The sequence below is a fragment of the Billgrantia saliphila genome (assembly GCF_002930105.1).
GTDB classification, from domain to species: Bacteria; Pseudomonadota; Gammaproteobacteria; order Pseudomonadales; family Halomonadaceae; genus Halomonas; species Halomonas saliphila.
This window is the reverse complement of sequence record NZ_PJRN01000020.1, coordinates 1-23965: the sequence shown is the minus strand read 5'-3', so window position 1 is coordinate 23965 and position 23965 is coordinate 1. Positions and strand designations below refer to the sequence as shown.

Here is a 23965-nt window from a genome sequence, read left to right as displayed (position 1 = left end):
CAAGTCGTTTGCCTGCCAGTATGCCACACCCGGGCGTGATGCCTGTCCAGTGGATGGCGGCACGGATATAATGCGTAAAAGACCTTAGCCTAAGGACGGTTACATGCACTTCCCCACCATCGAGGACATCATCGGCAATACGCCGCTGATCAGGCTCAAGCGTATCGCGGCCGGGCGCAACAACACCTTGCTCGCCAAGCTCGAAGGGAACAATCCGGCTGGCTCGGTCAAGGATCGTCCGGCGCTATCCATGCTGGAGCAGGCCGAGGCGCGTGGCGATATTCGACCCGGCGACACCTTGATCGAGGCCACGTCGGGCAACACCGGGATCGCCCTGGCCATGGCCGCGACCATCAAGGGCTATCACCTGGTACTGATCATGCCGGAGAACGCCTCCAGCGAGCGCAAGCAGGCCATGGCGGCCTATGGGGCGAAGCTGGTTACCGTGAGCAAGGAAGGCGGCATGGAGGAAGCGCGCGATCTCGCCGAGACGATGATCGCACGCGGTGAAGGCAAGCGGCTCGACCAGTTCGCCAATCCCGACAACCCGTTGGCCCATTTTCGGGGCACGGGTCCCGAGATATGGCAGCAGACGGAAGGCCGCGTCACGCACTTCATCAGCTCCATGGGTACTACGGGCACCATCATGGGCGTGTCGGCGTATCTCAAGGAGCGCAACCCCGAGGTGCAGATCGTCGGGCTGCAGCCGGAGGATGGGGCCAGTATCGCCGGCATTCGTCGCTGGCCGAAGGAGTACTTGCCGAGCATCTTCGATGCCAGTCGGATCGACCGAGTGCTCGATATCGGCCAGCGCGAAGCCGAGGAGCACATGCGCCGTCTGGCCCGCGAAGAGGGTATCCTCGCCGGCGTGTCGTCCGGTGGCGCCCTGGCCGGCGCGCTGCGAGTGGCCGAGGAAGTCGAGAACGCGGTCATCGTCTTCATCGTCTGCGACCGTGGCGACCGCTATCTCTCCACCGGGCTGTTCGCCCCGGAGGCCTGAGGTGGCAATGCTTGGCAAACGTCGCCCGGCGCGCCCGCGTTCCGGTACCTCCGGCCTTCAGAAAAAGCACTCGGAGGCGCCGCGCAGCCAGTCTCGCACGGACCACGATGAGGCCGAGGCAACGATCGAACGCTTGGCTCACGACGGCCGTGGCGTGGCGCGCTCCTGGAACGGCAAGACGCTATTCGTCGAAGGGGCGCTGCCCGGCGAACGGATCGAAGTCGCCGTCCACCGTACCCGCAAGCGCTTCGACGAGGCTCACATCCGCACGCTGCTCGAGCCGGCCGCTGAGCGGGCCGATCCTCCCTGTGGTCACTACGGGCAGTGCGGTGGTTGTGACCTGCAGCATCTGTCCGTCGTCGCCCAGCGCGAGCATAAGCGGGCGGTGCTGGTCGATCTGCTGGCGCGTGAGGGCGTCGAACTCGACGCCGAGCCCGAGCTGTTGGCAGGCGAGCCGCTCGGCTATCGGCGCCGCGCCCGGCTGGGGGTGAAAGTGGATGCCGAAGGGGGAGTGCATATCGGTTTCCGTGCCCGGCATGCCAGTCGCCTGATCGACATCGACACCTGTCCGATACTGGTGCCGGCGCTCTCCGCGCTGCTCGGGCCGCTGCGCAATCTCTTGGCGCAGCTGGAAGCGCCGCGTCTGATCGGTCATCTGGAACTGGTGGCGTCAGACACGGCCAGCGTGGTGGTTGTGCGGCAACTGCGCGCTAATGCGGCCGATCGACGACGCTGGCTGACCTTCGGGGAGACCCATGATGTCGCCGTGGCCTGGCGGGTGGGACGAGAATCGCCCACGCTCGAATGGTTGGGAGAGACGCCAGCACTGACCTGCCGCTTGCCCGGCAGGGAGGGCAATCTCGAACTGGCGTTCGCCCCGGGCGATTTCCTGCAGGTCAACGAAACGGTGAATCGTCAACTGGTCGCCGTGGTGCGGGAATGGCTGGCTCCACTCCCAGGGGAGCGGGTGCTCGACCTGTTCGCGGGCATCGGCAACTTCAGCCTGCCGCTGGCGGCCGATGGCGCTCGCGTCACGGCGGTGGAGGGCAACCCCGACATGGTGGCGCGGTTGGCGAGCAATGCGAGACGCAACGAGCTATCCGCCGAGGGTGTGCAAGCCGATCTCAACGACGAAGCCCAAATCAGCGCGTTGCTGGAGAGGTTGGCCCCCGGTGCGGTGATGCTCGATCCGCCTCGCGACGGAGCCGATGCGGTCTGTCGGGCGTTGATCGAACGTCCCGTGTCGCGCCTGGTCTACATCGCCTGTGACCCAGCCACGCTGGCCCGCGATGCGGCACGACTCGTGCATGGTGGCTATCGCATCACCCGGGTGGCGGTAGCCGACATGTTCGTGCACACCTCACACCTGGAATCCATTCTGCTGCTCGAACATGATGCATGGCAGCCGCCATCGCAAGGAGCCTAGAAAGATGGTGAAAGTGCGCGACGACCAGCCATTGACGGACAATGGCGACGTCGACATCGGACATTGGCTCGAGCGTCTGCAGGAGGACGTCAAGTTGCGCGAGCCCGTCGAGATGCGCGACGCCTGCGAACTGGCCAAGCGTCTCTCCCAGGCGGTCGAGCGCCCCCACAAGGCTTGGCTGCCTCAGGATGCGAGTTTCCGCATGGGGCTCGAGATGACCGACATCCTCGGTCAGCTCAAGCTCGACCAGCCGGCACTGGAGGCCGCGGTGCTCTACCGCTCCGTGCGCGAGGGGCTAATCGACATCGAGGTCATCGCCAAGCGCTTCGGCAGCGAGGTGGCGAAGCTGATCGCGGGCGTGCTGCAGATGGCCGCCATCAGCAACGCCCAGATTCCCAGTCAGGGCCTGGTCCAGCACGACCAGCAAGACAACCTGCGCAAGATGCTGGTCAACATGATCGACGACGTGCGCGTCGCCTTGATCAAGATTGCCGAGCGCACCTGCGCGCTGCGCCAGGTGAAGGATGCCCCGCGCGAAAAACGCCTGCAGGTGGCCCGCGAAGTGTTCGACATCTACGCGCCGCTGGCACACCGGTTGGGCATCGGTCAGGTCAAGTGGGAGCTCGAGGACCTCTCCTTCCGCTACCTGCATGAGAACGACTACAAGACGATCGCTCGCCAGTTGGCCGAGAAGCGTATGGATCGCGACCGCTACATCCACGACGTGGTCGCGACCCTCAAGGGAATGCTCGAGTCGCAGGGAATCGTCCGCTACGAGGTCAACGGGCGGGCGAAGCATATCTATTCGATCTGGCGCAAGATGAGGCGCAAGCGCATCGACTTCTCCCAGGTCAACGACGTGCGCGCGGTGCGCATCCTGGTCCCCGAGGTCGCCGACTGCTACACGGTGCTGGGGCTGGTGCATTCGCGCTGGCACCACGTGCCCAACGAATTCGACGATTACATCGCCAACCCCAAGAAGAATGGGTACCAGTCGCTGCATACGGCGGTGCTTGGGCCCGAGAGCAAGGTGCTGGAAATCCAGATTCGCACCTTCGCCATGCACGACGAGGCGGAGCTTGGGGTCTGTGCCCATTGGCGCTACAAGGGCCACGATACCAGCAGCAAGAGCAGCAGCTACGAGGAGAAGATCGCCTGGCTGCGTCAGGTGCTCGAATGGCAGGAGGAGGTCGGTGAGTTCGGCGACCTGCGCGAGGGACTCTCCAGCGACGTGGCGCCGGATCGCATCTATGTGTTCACCCCGGATGGCCACGTCATCGACCTTCCGCGCATCGCCACGCCGATCGATTTCGCCTACCGCGTGCACACCGAGGTGGGTCACCGCTGTCGCGGGGCCAAGGTCGACGGCCGTATCGTGCCGCTCACGTACAAGCTCAAGACCGGGCAGCAGGTAGAGATCCTGACGGCCAGCAAGGGCGGCCCCAGTCGTGACTGGCTCAATCCCAGCCTCGGTTACGTACGCACCTCACGGGCGCGGGCGAAGATTCAGTCGTGGTTCAAGCATCAGGCGCGCGAACAGAATCTGGAAGAGGGCAAGGCGCTGTTCGAACGCGAGATGAGACGCCTGGACGTCGAGGACATGGACCTCGACACCTTGGCGCACAAGGTCAACTATCAAACCCCCGACGACATGTACGCCGCCCTGGGGGCCGGCGACCTGCGTATTGGCCAGGTGCTGCACCAGGCCCAGCAGCTGTTCGGCGAAACCGACGATCAGGAGCAGCTAGATCGTCTGCTCGCCAAGCCCCGGCGCGACCAGGGCAAGGGCGGCACCAGCGATATCACCGTGCTTGGCGTCGGCAACCTTAAGACCAGCATGGCCAACTGCTGCCACCCGGTCCCTGGGGAGCCCATCGTCGGTTTCATCACCCAGGGCCGGGGGGTCACCGTGCATCGCCAGGATTGTCCCAACATCCTGCAGCTGCGCGTCGATGAGCCCCAGCGAGTGATCGAGGTGGAATGGGGCCAGCGAGCCCGCACCCAGTATCCGGTGGATATCGAGATCCAGGCCTGGGATCGCTCCGGTCTGCTGCGCGATGTCACAGGCATTCTCAGCAACGAAAAGGTCAACGTATTGTCGGTGAACACGCTCACCGATACGCGTGACGGTATCGCTCGCATGCGCATTACCGTGGAGGTCGATGGGCTGGAGACGCTGGGCAGGCTCTTCTCGCGCATTCAGCAACTGTCCAACGTGATCGAGGTCCAGCGACTGCGCACTGGCGCCAAGGGCATGAAGCGCAAGGGGAGCGGCACATGAGCGAGATACGCCACGACACGATTCGCCACGACATCGACGACCTGCTCACGCTGATGGCCGTACTGCGCGATTCCGACCAGGGTTGCCCGTGGGACCTCAAGCAGGACTGGGATAGCATCGTGCCGCATACCCTCGAGGAAGCCTACGAGGTGGCGGACGCCATTGAACGTCGCGCCTTCGACGAGCTACCGGGCGAGCTGGGTGACCTGCTGTTCCAGGTGGTCTACTACAGCCAGTTCGCGCAGGAAGAAGGGCGCTTCGACTTTGGCGACGTAGTCCATACCTTGACCGCCAAGATGGTGCGTCGCCATCCGCACGTCTTCCCCGACGGCACCCTGGCATCACGCCGTCCGCCCGGCGTGAGTGCCGAGCAGGTCGAGACCCGCCAGGCTGAACTTGAAAACGTAAGCAGTCGCTGGGAGTCGCTCAAGGCCGAGGAGCGTGCCGAGCGCATCGAGGGTGCGAGGGCCGTCTCGGTACTCGACGACGTGCCGCGCACGCTTCCGGCGCTGTCACGCGCCGCCAAGCTTTCCAAGCGTGCGGCCCGGGTCGGCTTCGACTGGCCCGATGCACGCGGGGTGATCGCCAAGATTCGCGAGGAGCTCGACGAAGTCGAGCAGGCCCTGGAGGAGGGCGACCGGGCGCATGCCAGCGAGGAAGTGGGTGACCTGCTGTTCGCGGTGACCAACCTGGCGCGTACCCTCAAGGCCGACCCCGAACAGTGCCTGCGCGCTACCAACGCCAAGTTCGAACGCCGCTTTCGCTATGTCGAGACAGCGCTGGCCAAGCGCGGCATGACGCCCGGTGACGTCGACCTGGACACCATGGAGCGCCACTGGCAGGAAGCCAAGCGCCTCGAGATTCCATTTACCGAATCGTCTTCTGGAGGAGAGCGGCCATGAGCGGCGATCTACATGAATCCCTGCGCGACAACGTACGCATCCTTGGCGACAGCCTGGGCCGCACCATTGCCGATGACCTGGGGCAAGGCTTCGTCGATCGCATCGAGACCATTCGCGGACTGGCCAAGAGTGGCCGACAGGGGGATGGGCAAAGCAGTCGCGAGCTGATCGAGTACCTGCGCAAGCTGCCCGACCGCGACCTGCTGCCGGTGACGCGTGCCTTCAACCAGTTCCTTAACCTGGCCAATATCGCCGAGCAGCATTATCGGGCGCGCTTTCGCCGTGTCGAGGACTACAAGCCCGGTTCGCAGCCGGTACTCTCCGACCTGCTGGCGCGCGCCCGCGAGGCCGGTCATGCGCCGCGCAAGCTGGTCGAGAGCCTGGCGAGCATGCGCGTCGAGCTGGTCCTGACCGCGCATCCCACGGAAGTCATCCGGCGTACCCTGATCCAGAAGTACGATGCCATCGACGAATGCCTGACGGTGATCGAATCCTCGCTCGACTATCCCGAGCGGGCCAGCCGCGCGCGCGGGCGTCTCGAGGAGTTGATCAGCCAAGCCTGGCACACCGATGAGATTCGCCACGAGCGGCCCACGCCGGTGGACGAGGCGAAGTGGGGCTTCGCTGTGATAGAGAACTCGCTGTGGCAGGCGGTGCCGGCGTTCCATCGCGACCTCGACAGCCTGCTGCTGGAATCCGCCGGTGAGCGCCTGCCGCTCGACGCGGCACCGATCGTCTTCGCCTCGTGGATGGGCGGCGACCGTGACGGCAACCCCAACGTTACTTCCCGCGTTACCCGTGAGGTACTGCTATTGGGGCGCTGGATGGCGGCGGATCTTTACTTGCGCGACCTGGAGCAGCTCAAGGCCGAGCTCTCCATGTGGAAATGCAACAGCGCGCTGCGTGCCGAGGTGGGCAACGTGGCAGAGCCCTATCGTGAATTGCTCAAGCGCTTGGTGCAGCGGGTCGAGGCGACGCGTGATTGGGCCAAGGCCCAGCTCGACGGTCGCAGCTTCGAAGGCGGCCCGATCATCGAGAACAGCGACCAGCTCTACGCGCCGCTGCTGACCTGTTATCGCTCGCTGTGCGACGTCGGTCTCGATACCATCGCCAACGGCGCGCTGCTCGACACGCTGCGCCGTGTGGCGGTCTTCGGCGTGACCCTGACCAAGCTCGATATCCGCCAGGAGGCGAGCCGTCATGCGCTGGTCATGGAGGAGCTGACCGATGCGCTCGGTCTCGGCCACTACCGCGACTGGAGCGAGGAGCAGCGACAGGCATTCCTGCTTTCCGAACTCGAGTCGCGTCGCCCGCTGATCCCACGGCGCTGGGATTGTTCGGCCGAAACCCGTGAGGTGCTCGATACCTTCCTGGTCATAGCCAACGAGCAATCCGAGGCGCTTGGCACTTACATCATCTCCATGGCGGGACAACCCTCCGACGTGCTGACCGTGGCCCTGCTGATGAAAGAGGTGGGGGGCGCCGTGACGCTGCCCATCGCGCCGTTGTTCGAGACCCTCGACGACCTCAACCGGGCGGGCGACGTCATCGACCGCTTGTTGGCACTACCCGGCTATCGGGCGCTGGCCGGCGAGCGGCAGGAAGTGATGATCGGTTACTCGGATTCGGCCAAGGACGCCGGCCAACTGGCGGCCGCCTGGGCCCAGTATCGGGCCCAGGAGCGCCTGGTGGAGGTGTGTCGCCATCACGGTGTGTCCCTGACCCTGTTCCACGGTCGCGGCGGGGCGGTTGGTCGCGGTGGTGGCCCGGCCTATGCCGCTATCCTGTCGCAGCCGCCCGGCTCGGTGAACGGTAGCCTGCGCGTTACCGAACAGGGCGAGATGATTCGCTTCAAGTTCGGTCAGCCCGATATCGCGCTGCGCTCGATGGAGATCTATGCCTGCGCGGTCCTCGAGGCGACGCTGCTGCCGCCTCCCTCGCCCGAACCCCACTGGCGCGAGGAGATGGACCGCCTGGCCGAGATCGCTCACCGCAGCTACGTGGGTGTGGTCCGAGAGGATCCCGATTTCGTGCCCTATTTCCGCGCAGTGACGCCCGAAGGCGTGCTGGGGCACCTGCCGCTCGGCTCGCGGCCCACCAAGCGCCGTCAGGACGGCGGGGTGGAAACGCTGCGGGCGATTCCGTGGATCTTCGCCTGGACCCAGATACGCCTGATGCTGCCGGCATGGCTGGGCAGCGGCGAGGCCTTCTCGACTCGCATCGAGGAGGAGGGAGGATTGGAAGTGCTGCGCGAGATGCGCGACCGTTGGCCCTTCTTCGGCACTTATCTCGACATGCTGGAAATGTTGCTGGCCAAGGCCGACGTGGGCATCGCTTCCTACTACGAGCAGCGCCTGGTCGACGAACCGGCGCTCAAGGAACTGGGCGCCCAATTGCGTCAGCGCTTTACCCGGCTGGAGTCGGTGCTTTTGACCCTCCTCGATCAGTCGCAGCTACTGGAGCAGACGCCGCTGATCTATCAAGCCATCGAGGTCCGTAATCCTTACATCGACCCGTTGCACGGGCTGCAGGCCGAACTGCTGCAGCGTAACCGCGATGCCGACGGGGCCATCAGCGGTGAACTCTCGCGGGCGCTGATGGTGACCATGGCCGGTATCGCTGCGGGCCTGCGCAATACGGGCTGACAAGTTACTGCTGCTTCTCGCCTCGTCTGGCCATAGCCCGTAGACTTTTCTCGTGTGGCTACCCCAGACAAGAACGCCCCGGCTTGGCCGGGGCGATTCATGAGTGGTGGCAACGCAAGCCAAGCTTACTGGGGCTGCTTGACCGTACGCAGGTAGGGCTTGAGGGTAGAGAAGCCTTCCGGGTACTTCTGCTTCGCCTCTTCGTCGCTGACCGAGGGGGGGATGATAACGTCCTCGCCGGGCTTCCAGTTCACCGGCGTGGCCACGGTGTGCTTGGCGCTCAGCTGCACGGAGTCGAGCAAGCGCAGCACCTCGTTGAAATCGCGTCCCGAGGTCATCGGATAGATCAACATTGCCTTGATCTTCTTGTCCGGTCCGATCACGAACACCGCACGCACCGTGGCATTGTCGGCCGGGGTGCGGCCTTCGGCGCTGCCGGGCTCCTCGGCGGGCAGCATGTCGTACAGCTTGGCCACTTCGAGTTTGTCGTCGCCGATCATCGGGTAGTTGGGAGCAGTGCCCTGGGTCTCTTCGATATCCTTGGCCCAGGCAGCATGGTTGTCGACCGGGTCGACCGACAGGCCGATGATCTTTGTATTGCGCTTGTCGAATTCGGGCTTGAGCCTGGCCATGTAGCCCAGCTCGGTGGTGCAGACCGGCGTGAAGTCCTTGGGATGCGAGAAGAGAATGCACCAGCTATCGCCAATCCATTCGTGAAAGTTCAGCGTACCCTGGGTGGTTTGCGCCGTGAAATCGGGCGCGGTATCGCCGATTCTGAGACTCATCTTCGTGACTCCAGGAGCAGGTTCAAGAAAGAGCCGCCGCGCGCTCGGCGTCGGCGACCGTATCACTATAGGCCATTCCACATAAGAACGCAGGGGTATGAAAAAAAATGATCTCCAGGTATTTCGTTATATGTGAAGCGACTTGAAATAGTAACGTCAGACGTCGAGACGCCCTGCAATGAGCCAACAGGATGGGCTAGAAAGGATAGTGCAGCGAGGCGGTGACAAGATTGAGATGCGCCATGCTCGGTGCATCGATCTCTTCGAACTCCAGCCGACTGACGAGCCGCTTATGCTGAAGCCGGGCGCCGAAGCCCTGGATGCGTGACGTGCCGGCCGTTGCCATGTAAAGCGGTTCGCTCTGGTTGACCGGATCGCCTTCCCATTCTACGAAACCGGATTTGGCGTAGACACCGAACTGGCCGAGGCGCACGCCTGCCAGCAGACTACCGCCCACCGTGGTGGTGTTGAGAAGCATCGCCTGATCGGCGTGGCGAGCGGGAACCTCGTCGCTTTCGCGATAGGTCAGCTCGGCGCCCAGATCGACCTGCGGCAGGCTCTTCGGAGAGAAACCGGCCGTCAGGCGAAAGCCTGACGTATAGCCGTCGGGAGTTTCGAGGTCGGCGCCCTCTACAACAAGACCATTGTCCAGATACATCAGATCGCTGGCGCGAACGGTGAAGGAGGGAACGTCGAGGCGAGACAGAGCCAGCGAGGCCAGCAGTTCGCCATTGGCTTCGGTAAAGGCGGGCGCTTCGCCGTGATCGAGCACCGCCTGTTCCGCCCATGCCAAGGATGACATCAGCGCAAGACTGGCCGCCATGGTAATGGCACCTGCGATACCCGCTTTCATTTCCTGCCCATTCCCTGTGCAACGTGTTTCGACGCATCTTCGGCGTCTGGTCGCAACATGAAAAATATTAGCAGGCCAATGTGAGCCCCGCCAGGCGGTATCTCAACGCTAGCGCGATGCCGCTCGAGCCAGGTATCCGTCCAGTTCCGCCAGGGTGGGCGCGGCCAGGTCATGCCGCTTGGCAGCCGTTAACAGCGGTTGCAGGATCGCCTCTCGCTCCAGGGGGCGCCCCGCCAGAACGTCCTGCAGCATAGAGGAGCGATTGTGAGCGGTACCTTCGACCACTCGCCATACCAGCGCATGCCAGCCGGCCTCAGGCGGTTCGATGCCTTCGGCGACCAGGATCGGGGCGATCTCGTCGATCAGACGCTCGACTACCGGCCGAAAGGGGCGATCGCGGAGCTGACCGTTGCGGATGCGAAAGCGTGCGGTCAACGGATTGACGGCGGCGTTGACGGCCAGCTTGTACCATAGGCGCAAGGCGATATCGTCGACCGCCCGGGCGTCGAGACCGGCTCGGCCCAGTACCGTGGCCAGCCGCTGGCCGAGCGCGGCATGACGATGGCCGAGATCGCCGACATAGGTGATGCCGTGTCCGGCGTGCACCACTCCTCCGTCCCCCTCCAGCCAGGCGCCCTCCGTCGTGGAGGCGCACAGCACCGGCCCGGGGTGGCGTTGGTCGAGCTGGGGTTGCACTTGGTAACCGTTCTGCCACAGCACCAGCGGCGTGGTCGGAGGCAGCCGTTCGAATACGCTCGCGTATGCCGTTTCGGCGGCATAGGCCTTGGTGGTCAGGTGGACGAACGATGGCGATAGAGCGGGCAGGGCGTGTACGTCTGCCGTGTCGAGACGCCGCGTTCGGCGCTCCCCTTCCGGTGTGGTCAGTGTCTGCTCGGCAGGCAGGGGGCGGCGGCCGGCAAGCACGACCGGCACCGTGTCTGCCAGATGCAGGGCGATCAAGCGGCCGAGAGCCCCAGGGCCAGCGACAAGATGAGTCTCGGAGTGCATGGCGGTGCCTGGCTGTAGAAGACGCCCCAACCTAGCAGGAATCCCGTGGCGGGTCAGCGCGGTAACCCGGCCTCAGGCACTGCTTCGCTGCCGGCGGCGCGTAGTTGGCTTGCCCTTGCCACTGCGACGCCGAGAGGTGCCGGCCTTGCCGCGACGTGATGTCGTCGGTGCGCTTTCTCCCTGGGCCGTGGCCATGGCTTGGCGCAATCGGGCGGTATCGGCACAGCTCAGCAGGCCATGCAGATCCTCGATCAGCGAGGCGAGAAAAGGGGCTGGATCGTCATTGCGTTCGGCGATGGCCGCCAGGCGTTGTTCCCACAGCGCGGTACGCTCGGGCCGCGTGGCGGCGTCGGGAAGCGAGGCAATCAAGCCGCTGCCGAGCCGGGTGGCGCGCAGCGTCTTTTTCTGACGAACCAGATAACCACGCTCGATGAGGGTTTCGATGATCCCGGCGCGGGTCGCCTCGGTGCCCAGCCCATCGTGCTCGCGCAGGGTGCGCTTTACGTCGGCATCGTCGACGTAGCGGGCGATGTTCATCATCGCCTTGATCAGGCTGGCATCGCTGAAGGGCTCGGGAGGACGGGTCTCGCGGTCCTCGACACCGCAGGCCTCGACCCGGCAGGTTTCCCCTTCGACGAGCGGCGGCAGAGGCGGCGCCTCGTCGCGGGTGGTGAACAGCGGTTTCCAGCCGGGTCCGAGCACTTCCTGGCCGCTGGCACGAAAGCACTCGTCGAGTATGGTGAATTCCGCCTTCACCTCGCTGACTACCAGCGGGGGATAGAACTGTGCGAGAACGTTGCGCGCAATCAGGCGAAACACGTCGGCTTCGGCGCGCTCGAGGCGATCGAGCTCGGCCGGCTTGCCGGTGGGCGCGAGCGCGTGATGGGCACCCACCTTCTTGTCGTCCCATGCTTTCGAGCGCAGCCGGAAATTGGCGCCGCTCAGCCAGCCGCGCAGCGTCTCGTCGCTGCGACAGGCGCTTTCGAGAGCGGCGCGCGCCTGGGCGAAATGCTCTTCCGGCAGGTAGCGACAGTCCGAGCGCGGATAGGTGATCAGCTTGTGGCGCTCGTAGAGCCGCTGGCAGATATCGAGCACCGCCTGGGCCGAGAGTCCGAAGCGCCGGGCGGCATCCACCTGCAGCGCGGAGAGCGAGTAGGGCAGCGGTGCAGTCTGGCGCCGCTGCCGCGTGGCGAGCGACGTCAGATGTCCCACGGCATTGGGCAGCCGCTCGGCCAGAGCCACGGCCGGGGCGGGATCGAGCAGTCGGCCCTGGTCGTCGAGCCGATGGTTCTCACCGGGTTGCCACCAGGCGCGCAGCTGACCGTTGGCTACCGCCAGGTCGCTCCACAACACATGGAAGGGATAAGGGACGAAATCGCGTATCTCGTCATCGCGACGCACCACCAGGCCGAGCACGGGTGTCTGCACCCGGCCGACGGAGAGGACACCGTCATGCCCGGCTTGACGCCCGGTCAGGGTCCAGGCCCGGGTCAGATTGATGCCGTACAGCCAATCGGCGCGCGAGCGGGACTCGGCGGCACGGTAGAGCGGCTGGTAGCGGGCGTTGTCTTCGAGCCGCATCAGGGCGCGCTGCACCGCCGGCCGATTGAGGTCGCTGATCAGCAGGCGCGACACCGGCCCCTTCCAGCCCAGGTATTCGATGACCTCCTGAACCAGCAGTTGTCCCTCGCGGTCCGGATCGCCGGCGTGCACCACCGCACGGGCCTGCTTGAGCAGCTTGCGTATGATGGCAAGCTGCCCCCGGGCCTTGGGGCGCGGGGCAAGCTGCCAGCGCGCCGGCAGAATCGGCAGATGGTCCAGCCGCCATTGCTTGAAGGCGGGGTCGTAGGCGTCGGGTGGGGCCTGTTCCAGCAGATGGCCCAGGCACCAGGTCACCACGGTATCACCCGAGTGAAGGGCGCCATCCTCGCGGCGGGCACCGCCCGGAAGGGCTTCGGCGATGGCTCGGGCCAGGCTGGGTTTTTCGGCGATGATGAGGCGCATGGTCGCTTCCCGTAATCCGTTATGGACATTCTTACAGTATCGTGGCGCCATGACCACCAGTGCGAGCTCATCGCAGCGTACGAGGCTGGTAACAGCCGGGCGGTTGGACGGTCAGTCAGATGAAGCGGCATGACAGATGGACGGAACGGAGCGGGCTAAAGGCGAGGTGATCGAATGCGCGAACGGGGCAGAACGCGGCGTCTGCTGGGACTCGGGGCCCGCACCGGAGGCGCCGTGCTGCGTACGCGACTGGGCGGCCAGGCCGATTGGCGCACGCTGGGCGAGGCGTTATTCGAGGGACTTTCCGAGCTGAAGGGGCCGGCGATGAAGCTGGCCCAGATCATGGCCCAGTGGGACGACCTGCTGCCCCCGGATCTCGCCGAGGAGCTGGCGCGCCTCCAGCGCCAGGCCGAGCCCATGCCGTGGGGCGACATATGTCGCACGCTGGTCGGGAGCTACGGCGACCCGGAGCGGCACTTTCGCGAGATCGAACGCCGACCCTTCGCCAGCGCCTCCATGGGGCAGGTGCATCGCGCGGTGAGTCATGAGGGTGAGCAGCTGGTGCTCAAGGTACAGTATCCGGGCCTGGCCGACGTGCTGGAGGACGACCTGGCCCAGCTTCGTCGCATCATGCGTCTGGGGCGCTGGCTCAAGATTCCTCAGGTGCGCCTGGATGCGCTATTCGAGGAGCTCGCCGCCAGTCTTCGCCACGAGCTCGACTACCATGCCGAAGCGCTAGCGCTGGCGCGCTATCGACAGCGTTACGGCCATCTGGACGGGCTGGTGATACCCGAGCCGATGCCCGAACTCTCCGGGCCGCGAGTACTGGCCATGCGCTACGTGGCCGGTACCCCGCTGCGCGACATGGAAGGCGCCGACGACGCCTTGCGGCAGCGTGTCGCCACGACGCTGGCCGACTGGCTCACCGAGGAACTCTTCATCCATGGCGAGCTGCACGCCGATCCTCATGCCGGCAATTTTGCCGTCGACGCCGAGGGCCGGCTGGTCGTCTACGACCTGGGGTCGGTGATTGCGGTGCCGGAGGCGCATCTTCGCCCCTTGATGCATTTGCTCGATGCCACCTTGGCGGGCGATGCCATGGCCATGGACGATGCGCTGCGGCGGCTGGGGGGGCGCCAGGGGCAGGGCGCGCCGCTGGCGCTGTACCGCGAAGCTGTCGAAGCCGTGGCGCCGCTGTTCGAACCGGGCATCCAGGACTTCGCCGACGTTCGGGTGCATCGTCGGTTGCGCGAACTCGCGCCCAAGGTCTGGGCGGCCATGGATCGGCTACAGCCGCCGGCGGATATCCTGCTGTTGTCACGTACCCTGAACGGACATTACTGGAACCTGGTGCGCCTCGGCGCTCGCCTGGACCTGCAGGCACGAACGCGCCCGCTCCTGGCGTGGGCGCGGCGCTGAAATTTCTGTTCTGGTCGATGACGCCTTGCAGGCGACATCGAGCCGCGCTTCCCTGTTAGAATATTCGCCTTTTTCACTGGCGGAGAGTGCGATGCTGGCAGTATGGGTGGAACAGCTGCTGGGCTTTGCCGCGGGAGCCCTGGCAGCCATCCGTGAGGACGAGCGCTACCCAGAATTCATGGCCTGGGCGCGAGAAGAGGGTGCCCAGCTGATGGGCGGCGACCTGGCCATGGCCCAGGCGTTGGCGCCCGTGCTCTGGTCACAGACCCCGCTGGAGCGTGCCGGCTTCGCTTGCGAGCCGTTGGCGCAACCCGGGCGCAACGAGCCTTGCTGGTGCGACTCGGGACGCAAGACCAAGCATTGCTGCGGAGCGGTCTCCATGCCCGCCGACGTTCCCGATCACCTGATGTGGATGTTATCGCTGCGCGACTGGAAGGGGCCGACGCTGAAAGCCGCTCTGGAGAGCGGCCATGCTCCGGCACAGGCGCTGCTCGAGGCCGGGCTGATCGCCGCCGAAACCGGCCAGCGCGGTCGCGCCCAGCAGATTCTCGAATCGTTGTTCCAGCGCGCCGACTGGTCGCGGCTGCCGGCTCAGGCCGAACCCGCCTTCGAACTGTTGATCGACCTCTATCAGGAGCGTGGCTTCACGCGCAAGCGCGCCGAACTGCTCGACGAGGTGCTCGATCGCGGCCCGATGTTCCTGCGCGGCGTGGCGCTCGAGCGCTTGTGCCTGATGCATCTGGACAACGATGACCTGGACAGCGCTCGGGCCGCCTTCGTGCGTGCCCAGCAGGCGTTACCGGATTCGCCCACCCTGGCCTATATCGAGGCCATGCTGCTACTTCACGAGGGGCATGAGCAGGAGGCCGCCGATCGCGCCCGCTTCTGGTTCCGTCGGCTGGCGCGTCAGGGCGAGCTGGAACCCGATCAACTGCAATTCCTGGCCGACCTGGCCGAGAACCCCGGCGCGACCCTGGCCGACCAATTGCTCAATGCCGAGGAGGATCTGGCGGAGCCGCTGGCGGCGTTGCAGGCGCTGCTCGCCGAGCTGCCCCCCGCGCCGGGACTCGACGTGCGGCGCACGGAGAAGGGCGAACTGGAATACCACAGCAGTGCGCGCGAGGACACGCTCTTCGCTGCATGGCAACAGCATTTCGAGGTCGAGGTAGACGACGAGAGTGCGCTGGGGCTCAAGGGCGATCCCTGGGTGCAGGCCGGCGACTGGCTGCGCGAACTCTGTGCGCATCCCGAATGGCTCGACTCGCCACGCGTGGTCCAGTCGCTAGCCCTGGCCCTGACCAGTCGTTTCGGCAGCCTGCCGTGGATGTCGCCGAGCCTGTTCGAACCGCTCGCCGATCGCCTGGAGCGGTGGCTGGAGCGTGTGCGTGGCGAAGGCGAGGGGCCGTTCCTGTGGGACAGCGCCGACAATGCCGTACTGTTGCGCACCGGGCTTGCATTGGTGGTCGGCATGGAGCGAGGCGCTCGTGCGCGTTCCCGGCAGCTGGCCGAGCGCCTGCTGTCGCTGGACGATCAGGATAGCCTCGGCCTGCAGGAACTGGTGCTCGACCAACTGTTACGCGAAGGGCGTGAGCGCGACGCTCTGGCGATGACCGAGGCCCGACGCGACGACGGGCCGGTGCTGGGCATGCTGATGGGGCGGGCGCTGGCGCTGTTCCGTCTCGAACGGGTCGATGAAGCCGATGCGGTGCTGCGTGAGATCGAGCGGCACAATCCTCACGCCCTGCCCATGCTGTGCGCCGAGCAGACGCGGGCCGTGTCGCTGGGCCCTGATGGCGTGGCCGAGCCAGGGACTCGCGCCGAGGCATGGCAGTACCGCACGCTGATGCGTGACCAGTGGCGTTCCACGCCGGGTGCGCTGGCCTGGGTGCAAACGTACCTGGACCAACGATAGCGTTATCCCGTCCGCTCAGGCGGTACGCGGCGTGGGCCGGGGCACCAGCTCGCGATCGCGGCTGATCCAGATGGCCAGGAAGATGGCGGGCAACCCGAGTGCCGTGGCGATGACGAAGAAGGTGGCGTACCCCTGCGTCGCCACTACCAGCCCGCCGAAGCCGCTCAGGAACTTGCCCGGCAGGGTCATCAGCGACGAGAACAGGGCGTACTGGGTGGCGGTGTAGGCCCGTGAGGTCAGGCTGGAAATGAAGGCGATGAAGACTGCGCTGGCGAGGCCATTGGCCAAATTGTCGCCGACGATGGCCAGCACCAGCATCGGCAGGCTCTGGCCGGCAAGGGCCAGCGCGGCGAACAGCAGGTTGGTGAGGGTGGCCGCCGCCGCGCCGAGCACCAGGATCGGACCGATACCGTAGCGTGCCACCAGCAGGCCGCCGAGTATGCCGCCGCCGATGCTCATAGCGATGCCGAAGATGTTGGTCACGCTGGCGATCGTGGAGAGCGAAAAGCCCAGGTCGATATAGAGCGGGTTGGCCATCGAAGCCATGGCCAGGTCGCTGATGCGAAAGACCGCCACGAATACCAGCAGCCACAGCGCCTTGAGTCGGTGGCGCGAGACGAAGTCGGTGAAGGGGCAGACCACTGCGCCGATGAGCCAGGCCCCCAGGCGGCGCAGCAGGCGCGGCTTGCCGCGGCTGGCACGGATGAAGGCACGCACGCGTGGTTCGTGAATCAACTGGATGGTGAGCGACAGGCGCTCGGGCTCGGGGCGCAGCAGTACCGTGATCGCTCCGATGCCGACCAGCAGCGCCATGCTCAGGTAGGCGGCTTGCCACGATAGCCACGAGGCGACGTAGAGCGCGCCGGCACCGGCGGCCAGCAGTCCGCCGCGGTAGCCGATGATGTACGTGGAAGCCATGGCCGCCTGAATGTCGTCGGGTGCCGATTCGATGCGGAAAGCGTCGATGGCGATATCCTGGGTGGCCGAGCCGAACGCCACCAGCAGCGCGAAGGCGGCTACCAAGGGCAGGTTCTGCTGCGGCTCAAGGCTCGCCAGACCGACCAGGCCACCGGCAATCATGGCCTGGGCCAGCAACATCCAGCCGCGTCGTTGGCCGAACGTGCGGGTCAGCACGGGAAGGGCCAGGCGATCCACCACCGGTGCCCAGAAGAATTTGATCGAATAGAGCATGCCGATCCACGCGAAGAAGCCGATGGCGGCGACCTCGACGCCCGCGCTGCGCAGCCAGGCGGACAGCGTCGAAAATACCAGCAGGAACGGCAGCCCGGCCGAGAATCCCAGGAACAGCATGGTAATTACGGGCGCTCGCAGGTAGACGGCCAGGGCGGCACGCCAACTGCGCTGAGCGGAGGGGATGGACATGCGTCGCACAACTCCTTGAAGATCGGTGGCCAGAGGGCGGCCCGATGCCCGGTAACGATGATAGAATGGCCACCGCTGGGCGGGGCGACAGCCAGTCGGGGCAGGGACCGGCCGGCCGATTGTGGCAAAGCACCGTCAGGGATGCCAGCAGGATAGTCCGATCAGGAGCCCTTCATGAATGAACGCGAAACCCAGCCGATCGATGATGACGAGAGCGTGCCACGCTGGTACGTCATCCAATGCAAAGGTGGCGAATCCTTTCGTGCCGCCGAGCATCTCGGCAATCAGGGTTACGAGCTCTTCCATCCCATTCTCGACGTGCAGAAGAAGCGTGGTGGCAAGCTGGTATGGGTAAGCGAGCCGCTGTTTCCCCACTATCTGTTCATCCGCCTGGATCGGGTCGCCAGCAACTGGCGACCGATACGCTCGACTCGCGGTGTGCTGCGTATCGTCACCTTCGGCAATCGGCCGCTGCCGGTCGACGACGCGCTGATCGAGACACTGCGCGAGCAGGGCACCGAAGATCGGGAAAGCTCCGTCAACGTCTACTTCCGCGCCGGTGAGAAGGTGGAGATCACGGAAGGTCCGTTCAAGGATCTGCAAGCCGTGTTCGCCAGCCACAAGGGCGAGGAGCGCGCCATCGTTCTGCTCAATCTGCTCAATCGTCAGCAGCACCTGGAGATGCCCGTGCAGCATCTGCGCCCCGAGCGCTGAACGCTGTTCGCGATGTACCTGAGCCGATCGCAACCAAGGAGACCTATATGAAGATCGCCCCGCAGCGGGTCGTGACCCTGCACTATGTCCTCAGCGATGAGCGCGGCAAGGTGCTTGATGACTCCCGGGCGCGTGCTCAGCCATTGGAGTACCTGCACGGTCACAACAATATATTGCCGGAATTGGAAGCTGCCCTGGCGGAGCGCGTGACGCAGGAAACCCTGGGCATCACGCTCGCCCCTGACGAGGCCTATGGCGTTCGCGATGAGGCGCTCGTTCAGGAGGTGAGTCGCAGCGCCTTTCCGCAAGTGGAGCTGGTTCCCGGCATGCGCTTCCAGACCCCGGGCGACGACGGGCCGCAGATCGTCACCGTGCTTGAGGTGAACGGTGACTCGGTTCGGATCGACACCAACCATCCGCTGGCCGGGATGTCGCTGCATTACGACGTGGAGATACTCGACGTGCGCGAGGCCGGCCGCGCCGAACTGGCCAAGGGCCATCCCCTACCCGTCGACGTCGAGCCTTTCCAAGTGGAGGACCGCAAGGTTCCATAAGCTCGGTTCGGCTCCATTCCTCGAAAAACTGACCTGAATCAAATCCCTGCGCGCCTAGTTTCGCTGCCGGAGCGAAATTTGATTCAGGTCATCTTTCCCCCCGCACGACCACGCTAGAGTGAACCCATCACATCAAGTGACGGGGAGCAGCCACATGTACTGGGATGATGCCGTAATCTTCGGGTTGGTAACCGTCGCGATGATGGTCGCTTTCATGGCAGGTTGGGTCGGCTTCGTGATTCGCGACCATCGTCGCAAGCGCAAGCACTGAGCCTACCTGTTCAGCAAGTCGTCAGGGGAGGGGGGATTTTCCCCCCAGTAGCCGGCCCAATTGGGCCGGCATTTTTATTTTCCGTCCAGGCTCGATTGCGCCTCGAAGGGCTGCGACCTTACCGATCGACCCACCACTGTTCCGTCAGGGCGCGCATCACCCGTTCGGGGTACCAGGTCTCGCCCAGGCTGCCGTTGTAGCGTGCCAGGGCACGGGTAAGGTCGCCGCGCTCAACGGCCAGGTAATGAGCCAGTATGGTGCAGCCGTAGCGCAGGTTGAGCCAGGGGTCCATCAGGTCGTCGGCGCTGCGGCCCAGTTCGCGAATCCAGAATGGCATGATCTGCATCAGACCCACCGCGCCGGCCGAGGAGACGGCGTCGGCGCGAAAGGCGCTCTCCACCTGGATCACCGCCAACACGACTTCCGGTGCCAATCCGGCTAGTCGCGCCTCGTGGTAGATGCGTTGAAGCAGCTCGCCGCGCAGTACATCATCGTTCACGAAGCGCGTCAGGCGGGGCTCCATTGCGCTCACCCATTGGCGGGCGGCCCAGATCGCCTCCGGCGACAGCGGATGGCTTAGCTGGGAGTCCAGCGTCTGGCGCAGAGTAGGCGGTATGTCGGGTTCGACCTGAACCCGTCGGGAAGAGGGCGGCTGGAAACCGGCGGGCAGGACACCGAGGAAGTGAGGTTCCTGGGCGTCGGATGCTCCGTTCACGGGATCGGCGCCTACCGAGGGTAGGGCGAGTAGGCTGGCCGCGCCCACCAGCAGCGCGGCCAGTCGACGATCACGCCTCGATCCGCTCGCGCAGGAACTCGACGATGCTTTCGGCAGGTACCATGGTCGCTTCACTGTCACGCCGCCCCTTGTACTCCAGTTCGCCGTTGTCCAGCCCGCGGTCGCCGACCACTAGGCGATGGGGAATGCCGATCAATTCCTGATCGGCGAACTTCACCCCGGGGCGCAGATCCCGATCGTCCAACAGCACGTCGATGCCCGCCGCGGTCAGCGCCTGGTAGAGCCGCTCGGACTCCTCTCTCACACGCTGCGACTTGTGGGCATTCATGGGGACCAGAGCGACCTGGAAGGGAGCGATGGCGTTGGGCCAGATGATGCCGGCCGCGTCGTGGTTCTGCTCGATGGCGGCGGCTACCACACGGGTCACGCCAATGCCGTAGCAGCCCATCCAAGGATGTGCCGCCTTGCCGTTGTCGTCGAGCACCGTGGCGTTCATTGCCTCGGAGTACTTTTTGCCCAGTTGGAACACATGGCCGACCTCGATGCCGCGCTTGATCGCCAGCGTGCCCTTGCCGTCCGGGGAGGGGTCGCCTTCGACCACGTTGCGGATGTCGGCCACCTTGGGCAGCGCCACGTCGCGCTCCCAGTTGATGCCGAAGTAGTGCTTGCCGTCGATGTTGGCGCCGGCGCCGAAGTCGCTCATCAGCGCCACGCTGCGGTCGACGATGATAGGCATGTCGAGATTCACCGGGCCCAGCGAGCCGGGGCCGGCGCCCACCGCGGCGCGGATTTCCTCTTCCGTGGCCATGGTTAGCGGCTCGGCCACCTCGGGCAAGTTCTCGGCCTTGATTTCGTTGAGCTCATGATCGCCGCGCACCAGCAGGGCGATCAGGCCGCCCTCAGCGGCGCGGACCATCAGCGTCTTGATGGTCTTCTCGATGGGCAGGTCATGCTGCTCCACCAGGGCGGCGATGGTGCGCGCGTCGGGCGTATCGACCAGGCGCAGTTCTTCGCTGGGAGCGGCGCGTTCACGGTGGCCTCCCGGCGGTGCCGGCAGTGCTTCGGCCTTCTCGATGTTGGCGGCGTAGTCGGACTCGGTGGAGAAGACGATGGCATCCTCGCCGGAGTCGGCCAATACGTGAAACTCGTGTGAGTCAGTGCCGCCAATGGCACCGGTGTCCGCCAGCACGGGACGAAATTCGAGGCCCAAGCGCGTGAAGATTCGCGTATAGGCGTCGTACATCGCCTGGTAGGTCTCCTGCAGGGAAGCCTGGTCGAGGTGGAAGGAGTAAGCATCCTTCATGATGAACTCGCGCGAGCGCATCACGCCGAAGCGCGGGCGGATCTCGTCGCGAAACTTGGTCTGGATCTGGTAGAAATTTGCCGGCAACTGCTTGTAGCTGGAGAGCTCGCGGCGCATCAGGTCGGTGATCACCTCTTCGTGGGTAGGGCCGACGCAATAGTCGCGCTCGTGTCGATCTTTCAGGCGCAGTAGCTCCGGGCCGTACTGTACCCAGCGGCCGGACTCCTGCCACAGCTCGGCGGGCTGCACCGCCGGCATCAGTACCTCCTGGGCCCCGGCGCGATCCATCTCTTCGCGCACGATACGTTCCACCTTGCGCAGGGTGCGCAGGCCGACCGGCAGCCAGGTGTACAGGCCGGAGGTGAGGCGGCGGATCATGCCGGCGCGCAGCATCAGCTGGTGGCTGACGATCTCGGCGTCGGCGGGGGTTTCCTTGAGGGTGGCGATCAACAGTTGGGTGGCGCGCATGGGTCCGGCGATTCCTTCCTACGTGATAGGCGTGCCGCGGCGGGCGGCGTTTGGGGCATTGTACGGCCAACCGTGAACGGCGGCAAAAGGGGCGTGTCCCCGGCGCCCCCGTCCGTGGCTTGGCTGGTTTCTGCAGTGTTACTTAAGGGACTTCAACCAGAACACCATCGGCTTGTCGGTCTCCTCGGGCTCGCCGATGTCCTTCCAGTGGAAGGTGGTGGCAAGCGCGGGGTGACGCTCGTAGCCCTGGGAACGCCAGAAGCCGTGCAGCGGTATGTAGCCCTCCGGCTTCAGCGGATGGTCGTCGGGGCGCTCCACGGCGCAGAAGGCCACGGTACTAAAGCCGCAGCTGGCCGCGTGGCGTTCCCGCTCGGCGAGAAACGCCTTGCCGATGCCGCGGCCGCGATAGCTCGGCAGCAGCACCGATTCGCCATAGTAGAACACGCTGCCGATATCGAAGCCGGCCTGTTCGAAGGGAGCTCGGAACTCCTCCACATCCTCGGCCAGCGGCATGCCGGTGGCCGCACCCACCAGGGAGTCGCCATCCTCAGCCAGCACGAACAGGCTCTCGGGGCACTCCGCATAGCGGCGCAGATAGTTGGCCTCGTACTCGAAGTCGCCGTCGTAGAGGTAGGGGAAATCACGGAAAACGGTGATGCGTAGACGGGCCAGCTCCTCCAGCCGCGGTTCGATGGCGCGACCTCGGCAGGTATGTAGAGCAGTCTCGCTCATGGCTGATGCCTTGCTCATGGTTTCCTCCGTGAGAGATGTAAACGTTCGTATGAGTCGACGCTATGGTAATCTGCCGCCAATTCTCCATGGCGGTATCGCGGACGGCAACGTCGCGATGCCGGTAACTCTTTTCCTTTCGGAGCATTCCGTCCATGAGGATCCGACTACGTCGTGCCCTGAGCGGTCTGGTACTTGGTGTTTTCCTGGTTGCCCTGGTGGGCTGCGGTACCGTCTTCCACCCGGAACGCAAGGGCCAGATCAATGGCCGCATCGATCCGGTAGTGGCCATTGCCAACGGTGTGGGCCTGCTGTTCTTCATTGTCCCGGGCGTGATCGCCTACGCCGTGGACTTCTCCAACGGCACCATCTATCTGCCCGGCACCCAGGACAGCGCCGGCGTCGATACCCTGCAGCTCGAGGAAGGCATGGACATTGCCACCCTGGAGCAGCTGCTTTTCGACAAGACCGGCAAGTCGGTTAGTCTCGACAGCGAGCTGGTACGGGTTGAGGAGGTAGAAAGTCTCGACGAGGCCCTGGCACTGATCCGCATGGCCGGCATCAACGACCAGGAGCGTCTTGGCCTGTCCTTGCAGAACGGCACATAAGCGTTTGTCTCGCTACCAGCATGACCAAAAGACGGCTCAAGGGCCGTCTTTTGGTATCAGTAGGCTGTAGCTTTCGTTACTAAGGCTGCTAATTAGTCTCGCGCTTGCCGTCGACCAGGCGCGATACGCCCCAGGGGTTGCCGTCCCTGAGCGGCTCGGGTAGGAGCCCCTGCGGCAGCGCCTGGTAGCACACCGGGCGCAGGAAGCGGAAGATCGCCGCGCTGCCTACCGAGGTGGTGCGGCTGTCGGAGGTCGCCGGGTAGGGCCCGCCGTGCACCATGGCGTGGCACACCTCGACCCCGGTCGGCCAGCCGTTGGCCAGAATGCGACCCGCCTTGCGCTCGAGGATCGGCAGCAGGGCTTTCGCCGCGTCCAAATCGCCGTCGTCCATCTGCAGCGTGGCGGTGAGCTGGCCTTCGAGCTCGCCGGCTACGCGCCGCCTCTCTTGCTCGTCCTGGCACTCGATCACCAGCGAGGTGGAACCGAACACTTCCTCCTGCAGCTCGGGGTCATCGAGGAAATCCCGGGCCGCAGTGACGAACAGCCCCGCCTGGCACGGATGGGCCGACTCGCCCACCTGGCCGCGGGCGACTTCCCTGACCTTGCCGCTCTGTGACAGACGCTGCACGCCCTGCTGGTAGGCGCCGTGGATGCCCGGGGTGAGCATGGTCTGGGCGGCGCTCTGTTTGACGGCATCGGCCGCGGCCTCGACGAAGGCCTCGAGCTCGGGGCCCTTGACCGCGATGACCAGGCCCGGGTTGGTGCAGAACTGCCCGGCGCCCATGTTGAGCGAGGCGACGAAGCCCTCGGCGATCTGGGCGCCGCGGGCGCGCAGCGCCTCGGGCAGCAGGAACACCGGGTTGATCGAGCTCATCTCGGCGTAGACCGGGATCGGCTGCGGACGCGACTGGGCGGTCTTCATCAGCGCGGTGCCGCCGCCGCGGGAGCCGGTGAAGCCCACCGC

Annotated in this window: 20 protein-coding genes; 11 read left to right on the top strand and 9 right to left on the bottom strand. The window is 65.2% G+C overall.

Translation table 11 applies throughout. From position 1 onward, the window contains the following. The first annotated feature begins 103 nt into the window (after positions 1–103). The 5 genes from cysM to ppc are packed head-to-tail and all read left to right on the top strand — an operon-like array spanning position 104 to position 8254. Positions 104–1000, top strand: a complete 897-nt coding sequence (gene cysM / locus CYJ07_RS17725) for a cysteine synthase CysM (RefSeq protein WP_104205048.1) — start codon at positions 104–106, stop codon at positions 998–1000. Between the two features lies 1 nt (position 1001). Continuing rightward, on the top strand, positions 1002–2426 hold the full coding sequence (gene rlmD / locus CYJ07_RS17720) for a 23S rRNA (uracil(1939)-C(5))-methyltransferase RlmD (RefSeq protein ID WP_104205047.1): 1425 nt from the start codon (positions 1002–1004) through the stop codon (positions 2424–2426). 4 nt (positions 2427–2430) lie between these two features. Next, a complete protein-coding gene (gene relA, locus CYJ07_RS17715) occupies positions 2431–4707 on the top strand; it encodes a GTP diphosphokinase (protein WP_104205046.1) in 2277 nt (758 codons plus the stop codon). After that, the gene (gene mazG, locus CYJ07_RS17710; protein ID WP_422666979.1) at positions 4704–5609 is read left to right on the top strand and encodes a nucleoside triphosphate pyrophosphohydrolase; all 906 of its coding nucleotides are present in this window, start codon (positions 4704–4706) and stop codon (positions 5607–5609) included. Before relA ends, mazG begins: the two co-directional genes overlap by 4 nt. Then, a complete protein-coding gene (gene ppc, locus CYJ07_RS17705; protein ID WP_104205045.1) occupies positions 5606–8254 on the top strand; it encodes a phosphoenolpyruvate carboxylase in 2649 nt (882 codons plus the stop codon). The genes mazG and ppc overlap by 4 nt, the downstream gene beginning before the upstream one ends. 125 nt (positions 8255–8379) lie before the next feature. Here ppc and CYJ07_RS17700 read toward each other — a convergent pair whose 3' ends face one another. From CYJ07_RS17700 to CYJ07_RS17685, 4 genes are all read right to left on the bottom strand, one after another. Further along, positions 8380–9039, bottom strand: a complete 660-nt coding sequence (locus CYJ07_RS17700) for a peroxiredoxin (protein ID WP_104205044.1) — start codon at positions 9037–9039, stop codon at positions 8380–8382. Positions 9040–9235: 196 nt separating this feature from the next. Then, entirely contained in the window at positions 9236–9892 is a 657-nt protein-coding gene (locus CYJ07_RS17695) for a hypothetical protein (protein WP_104205043.1), read from the bottom strand. A gap of 108 nt (positions 9893–10000) precedes the next feature. Then, positions 10001–10900, bottom strand: a complete 900-nt coding sequence (locus CYJ07_RS17690) for a ketopantoate reductase family protein (protein ID WP_104205042.1) — start codon at positions 10898–10900, stop codon at positions 10001–10003. 72 nt (positions 10901–10972) lie between these two features. Further along, positions 10973–12904, bottom strand: coding sequence for a DNA topoisomerase III (locus tag CYJ07_RS17685; RefSeq protein ID WP_104205041.1), 1932 nt, complete (start codon positions 12902–12904; stop codon positions 10973–10975). 174 nt (positions 12905–13078) lie between these two features. On the opposite strand from CYJ07_RS17685, the gene CYJ07_RS17680 reads away from it, so the two are divergent. Together CYJ07_RS17680 and CYJ07_RS17675 are read left to right on the top strand one after the other, a co-directional pair. Next, positions 13079–14323 carry an ABC1 kinase family protein gene (locus CYJ07_RS17680; RefSeq protein ID WP_104205040.1) on the top strand — a complete coding sequence of 415 codons (1245 nt, stop codon included), beginning with the start codon at positions 13079–13081 and terminating at the stop codon, positions 14321–14323. Positions 14324–14414: 91 nt separating this feature from the next. Continuing rightward, positions 14415–16235, top strand: coding sequence for an SEC-C domain-containing protein (locus tag CYJ07_RS17675; protein ID WP_104205039.1), 1821 nt, complete (start codon positions 14415–14417; stop codon positions 16233–16235). Between the two features lie 15 nt (positions 16236–16250). Here the strand turns inward: CYJ07_RS17675 and CYJ07_RS17670 are convergent, their stop codons facing one another. Continuing rightward, the gene (locus CYJ07_RS17670) at positions 16251–17618 is read right to left on the bottom strand and encodes an AmpG family muropeptide MFS transporter (RefSeq protein ID WP_104205038.1); all 1368 of its coding nucleotides are present in this window, start codon (positions 17616–17618) and stop codon (positions 16251–16253) included. A gap of 174 nt (positions 17619–17792) precedes the next feature. Here CYJ07_RS17670 and rfaH point away from each other — a divergent pair, with 174 nt between their 5' ends. From rfaH to ccoM, 3 genes are all read left to right on the top strand, one after another. After that, positions 17793–18332, top strand: coding sequence for a transcription/translation regulatory transformer protein RfaH (gene rfaH, locus CYJ07_RS17665; protein ID WP_104205037.1), 540 nt, complete (start codon positions 17793–17795; stop codon positions 18330–18332). Positions 18333–18379: 47 nt separating this feature from the next. Next, the gene (locus CYJ07_RS17660) at positions 18380–18886 is read left to right on the top strand and encodes an FKBP-type peptidyl-prolyl cis-trans isomerase (RefSeq protein WP_104205036.1); all 507 of its coding nucleotides are present in this window, start codon (positions 18380–18382) and stop codon (positions 18884–18886) included. Positions 18887–19040: 154 nt separating this feature from the next. After that, positions 19041–19157: a cytochrome c oxidase subunit CcoM gene (ccoM, locus tag CYJ07_RS20850; RefSeq protein ID WP_331280938.1), complete on the top strand. Its 117-nt coding sequence runs from the start codon at positions 19041–19043 to the stop codon at positions 19155–19157. A 118-nt stretch (positions 19158–19275) separates the two neighbouring features. Here the strand turns inward: ccoM and CYJ07_RS17655 are convergent, their stop codons facing one another. The 3 genes from CYJ07_RS17655 to CYJ07_RS17645 form a co-directional block, all read right to left on the bottom strand. After that, complete coding sequence (locus tag CYJ07_RS17655; protein ID WP_422666977.1) at positions 19276–19872, bottom strand: lytic transglycosylase domain-containing protein; 597 nt, start codon at positions 19870–19872, stop codon at positions 19276–19278. A gap of 70 nt (positions 19873–19942) precedes the next feature. Then, positions 19943–21664, bottom strand: coding sequence for a proline--tRNA ligase (locus CYJ07_RS17650; protein WP_104205035.1), 1722 nt, complete (start codon positions 21662–21664; stop codon positions 19943–19945). 138 nt (positions 21665–21802) lie between these two features. Next, positions 21803–22396, bottom strand: coding sequence for a GNAT family N-acetyltransferase (locus CYJ07_RS17645; RefSeq protein ID WP_104205072.1), 594 nt, complete (start codon positions 22394–22396; stop codon positions 21803–21805). Between the two features lie 152 nt (positions 22397–22548). Between CYJ07_RS17645 and CYJ07_RS17640 the strand changes: the two genes are divergently transcribed. After that, the gene (locus CYJ07_RS17640) at positions 22549–23001 is read left to right on the top strand and encodes a hypothetical protein (RefSeq protein WP_104205034.1); all 453 of its coding nucleotides are present in this window, start codon (positions 22549–22551) and stop codon (positions 22999–23001) included. Between the two features lie 88 nt (positions 23002–23089). Here CYJ07_RS17640 and CYJ07_RS17635 read toward each other — a convergent pair. Then, a partial coding sequence (locus CYJ07_RS17635; protein WP_156085521.1) for an aldehyde dehydrogenase family protein occupies positions 23090–23965 on the bottom strand: 876 nt, incomplete at its 5' end.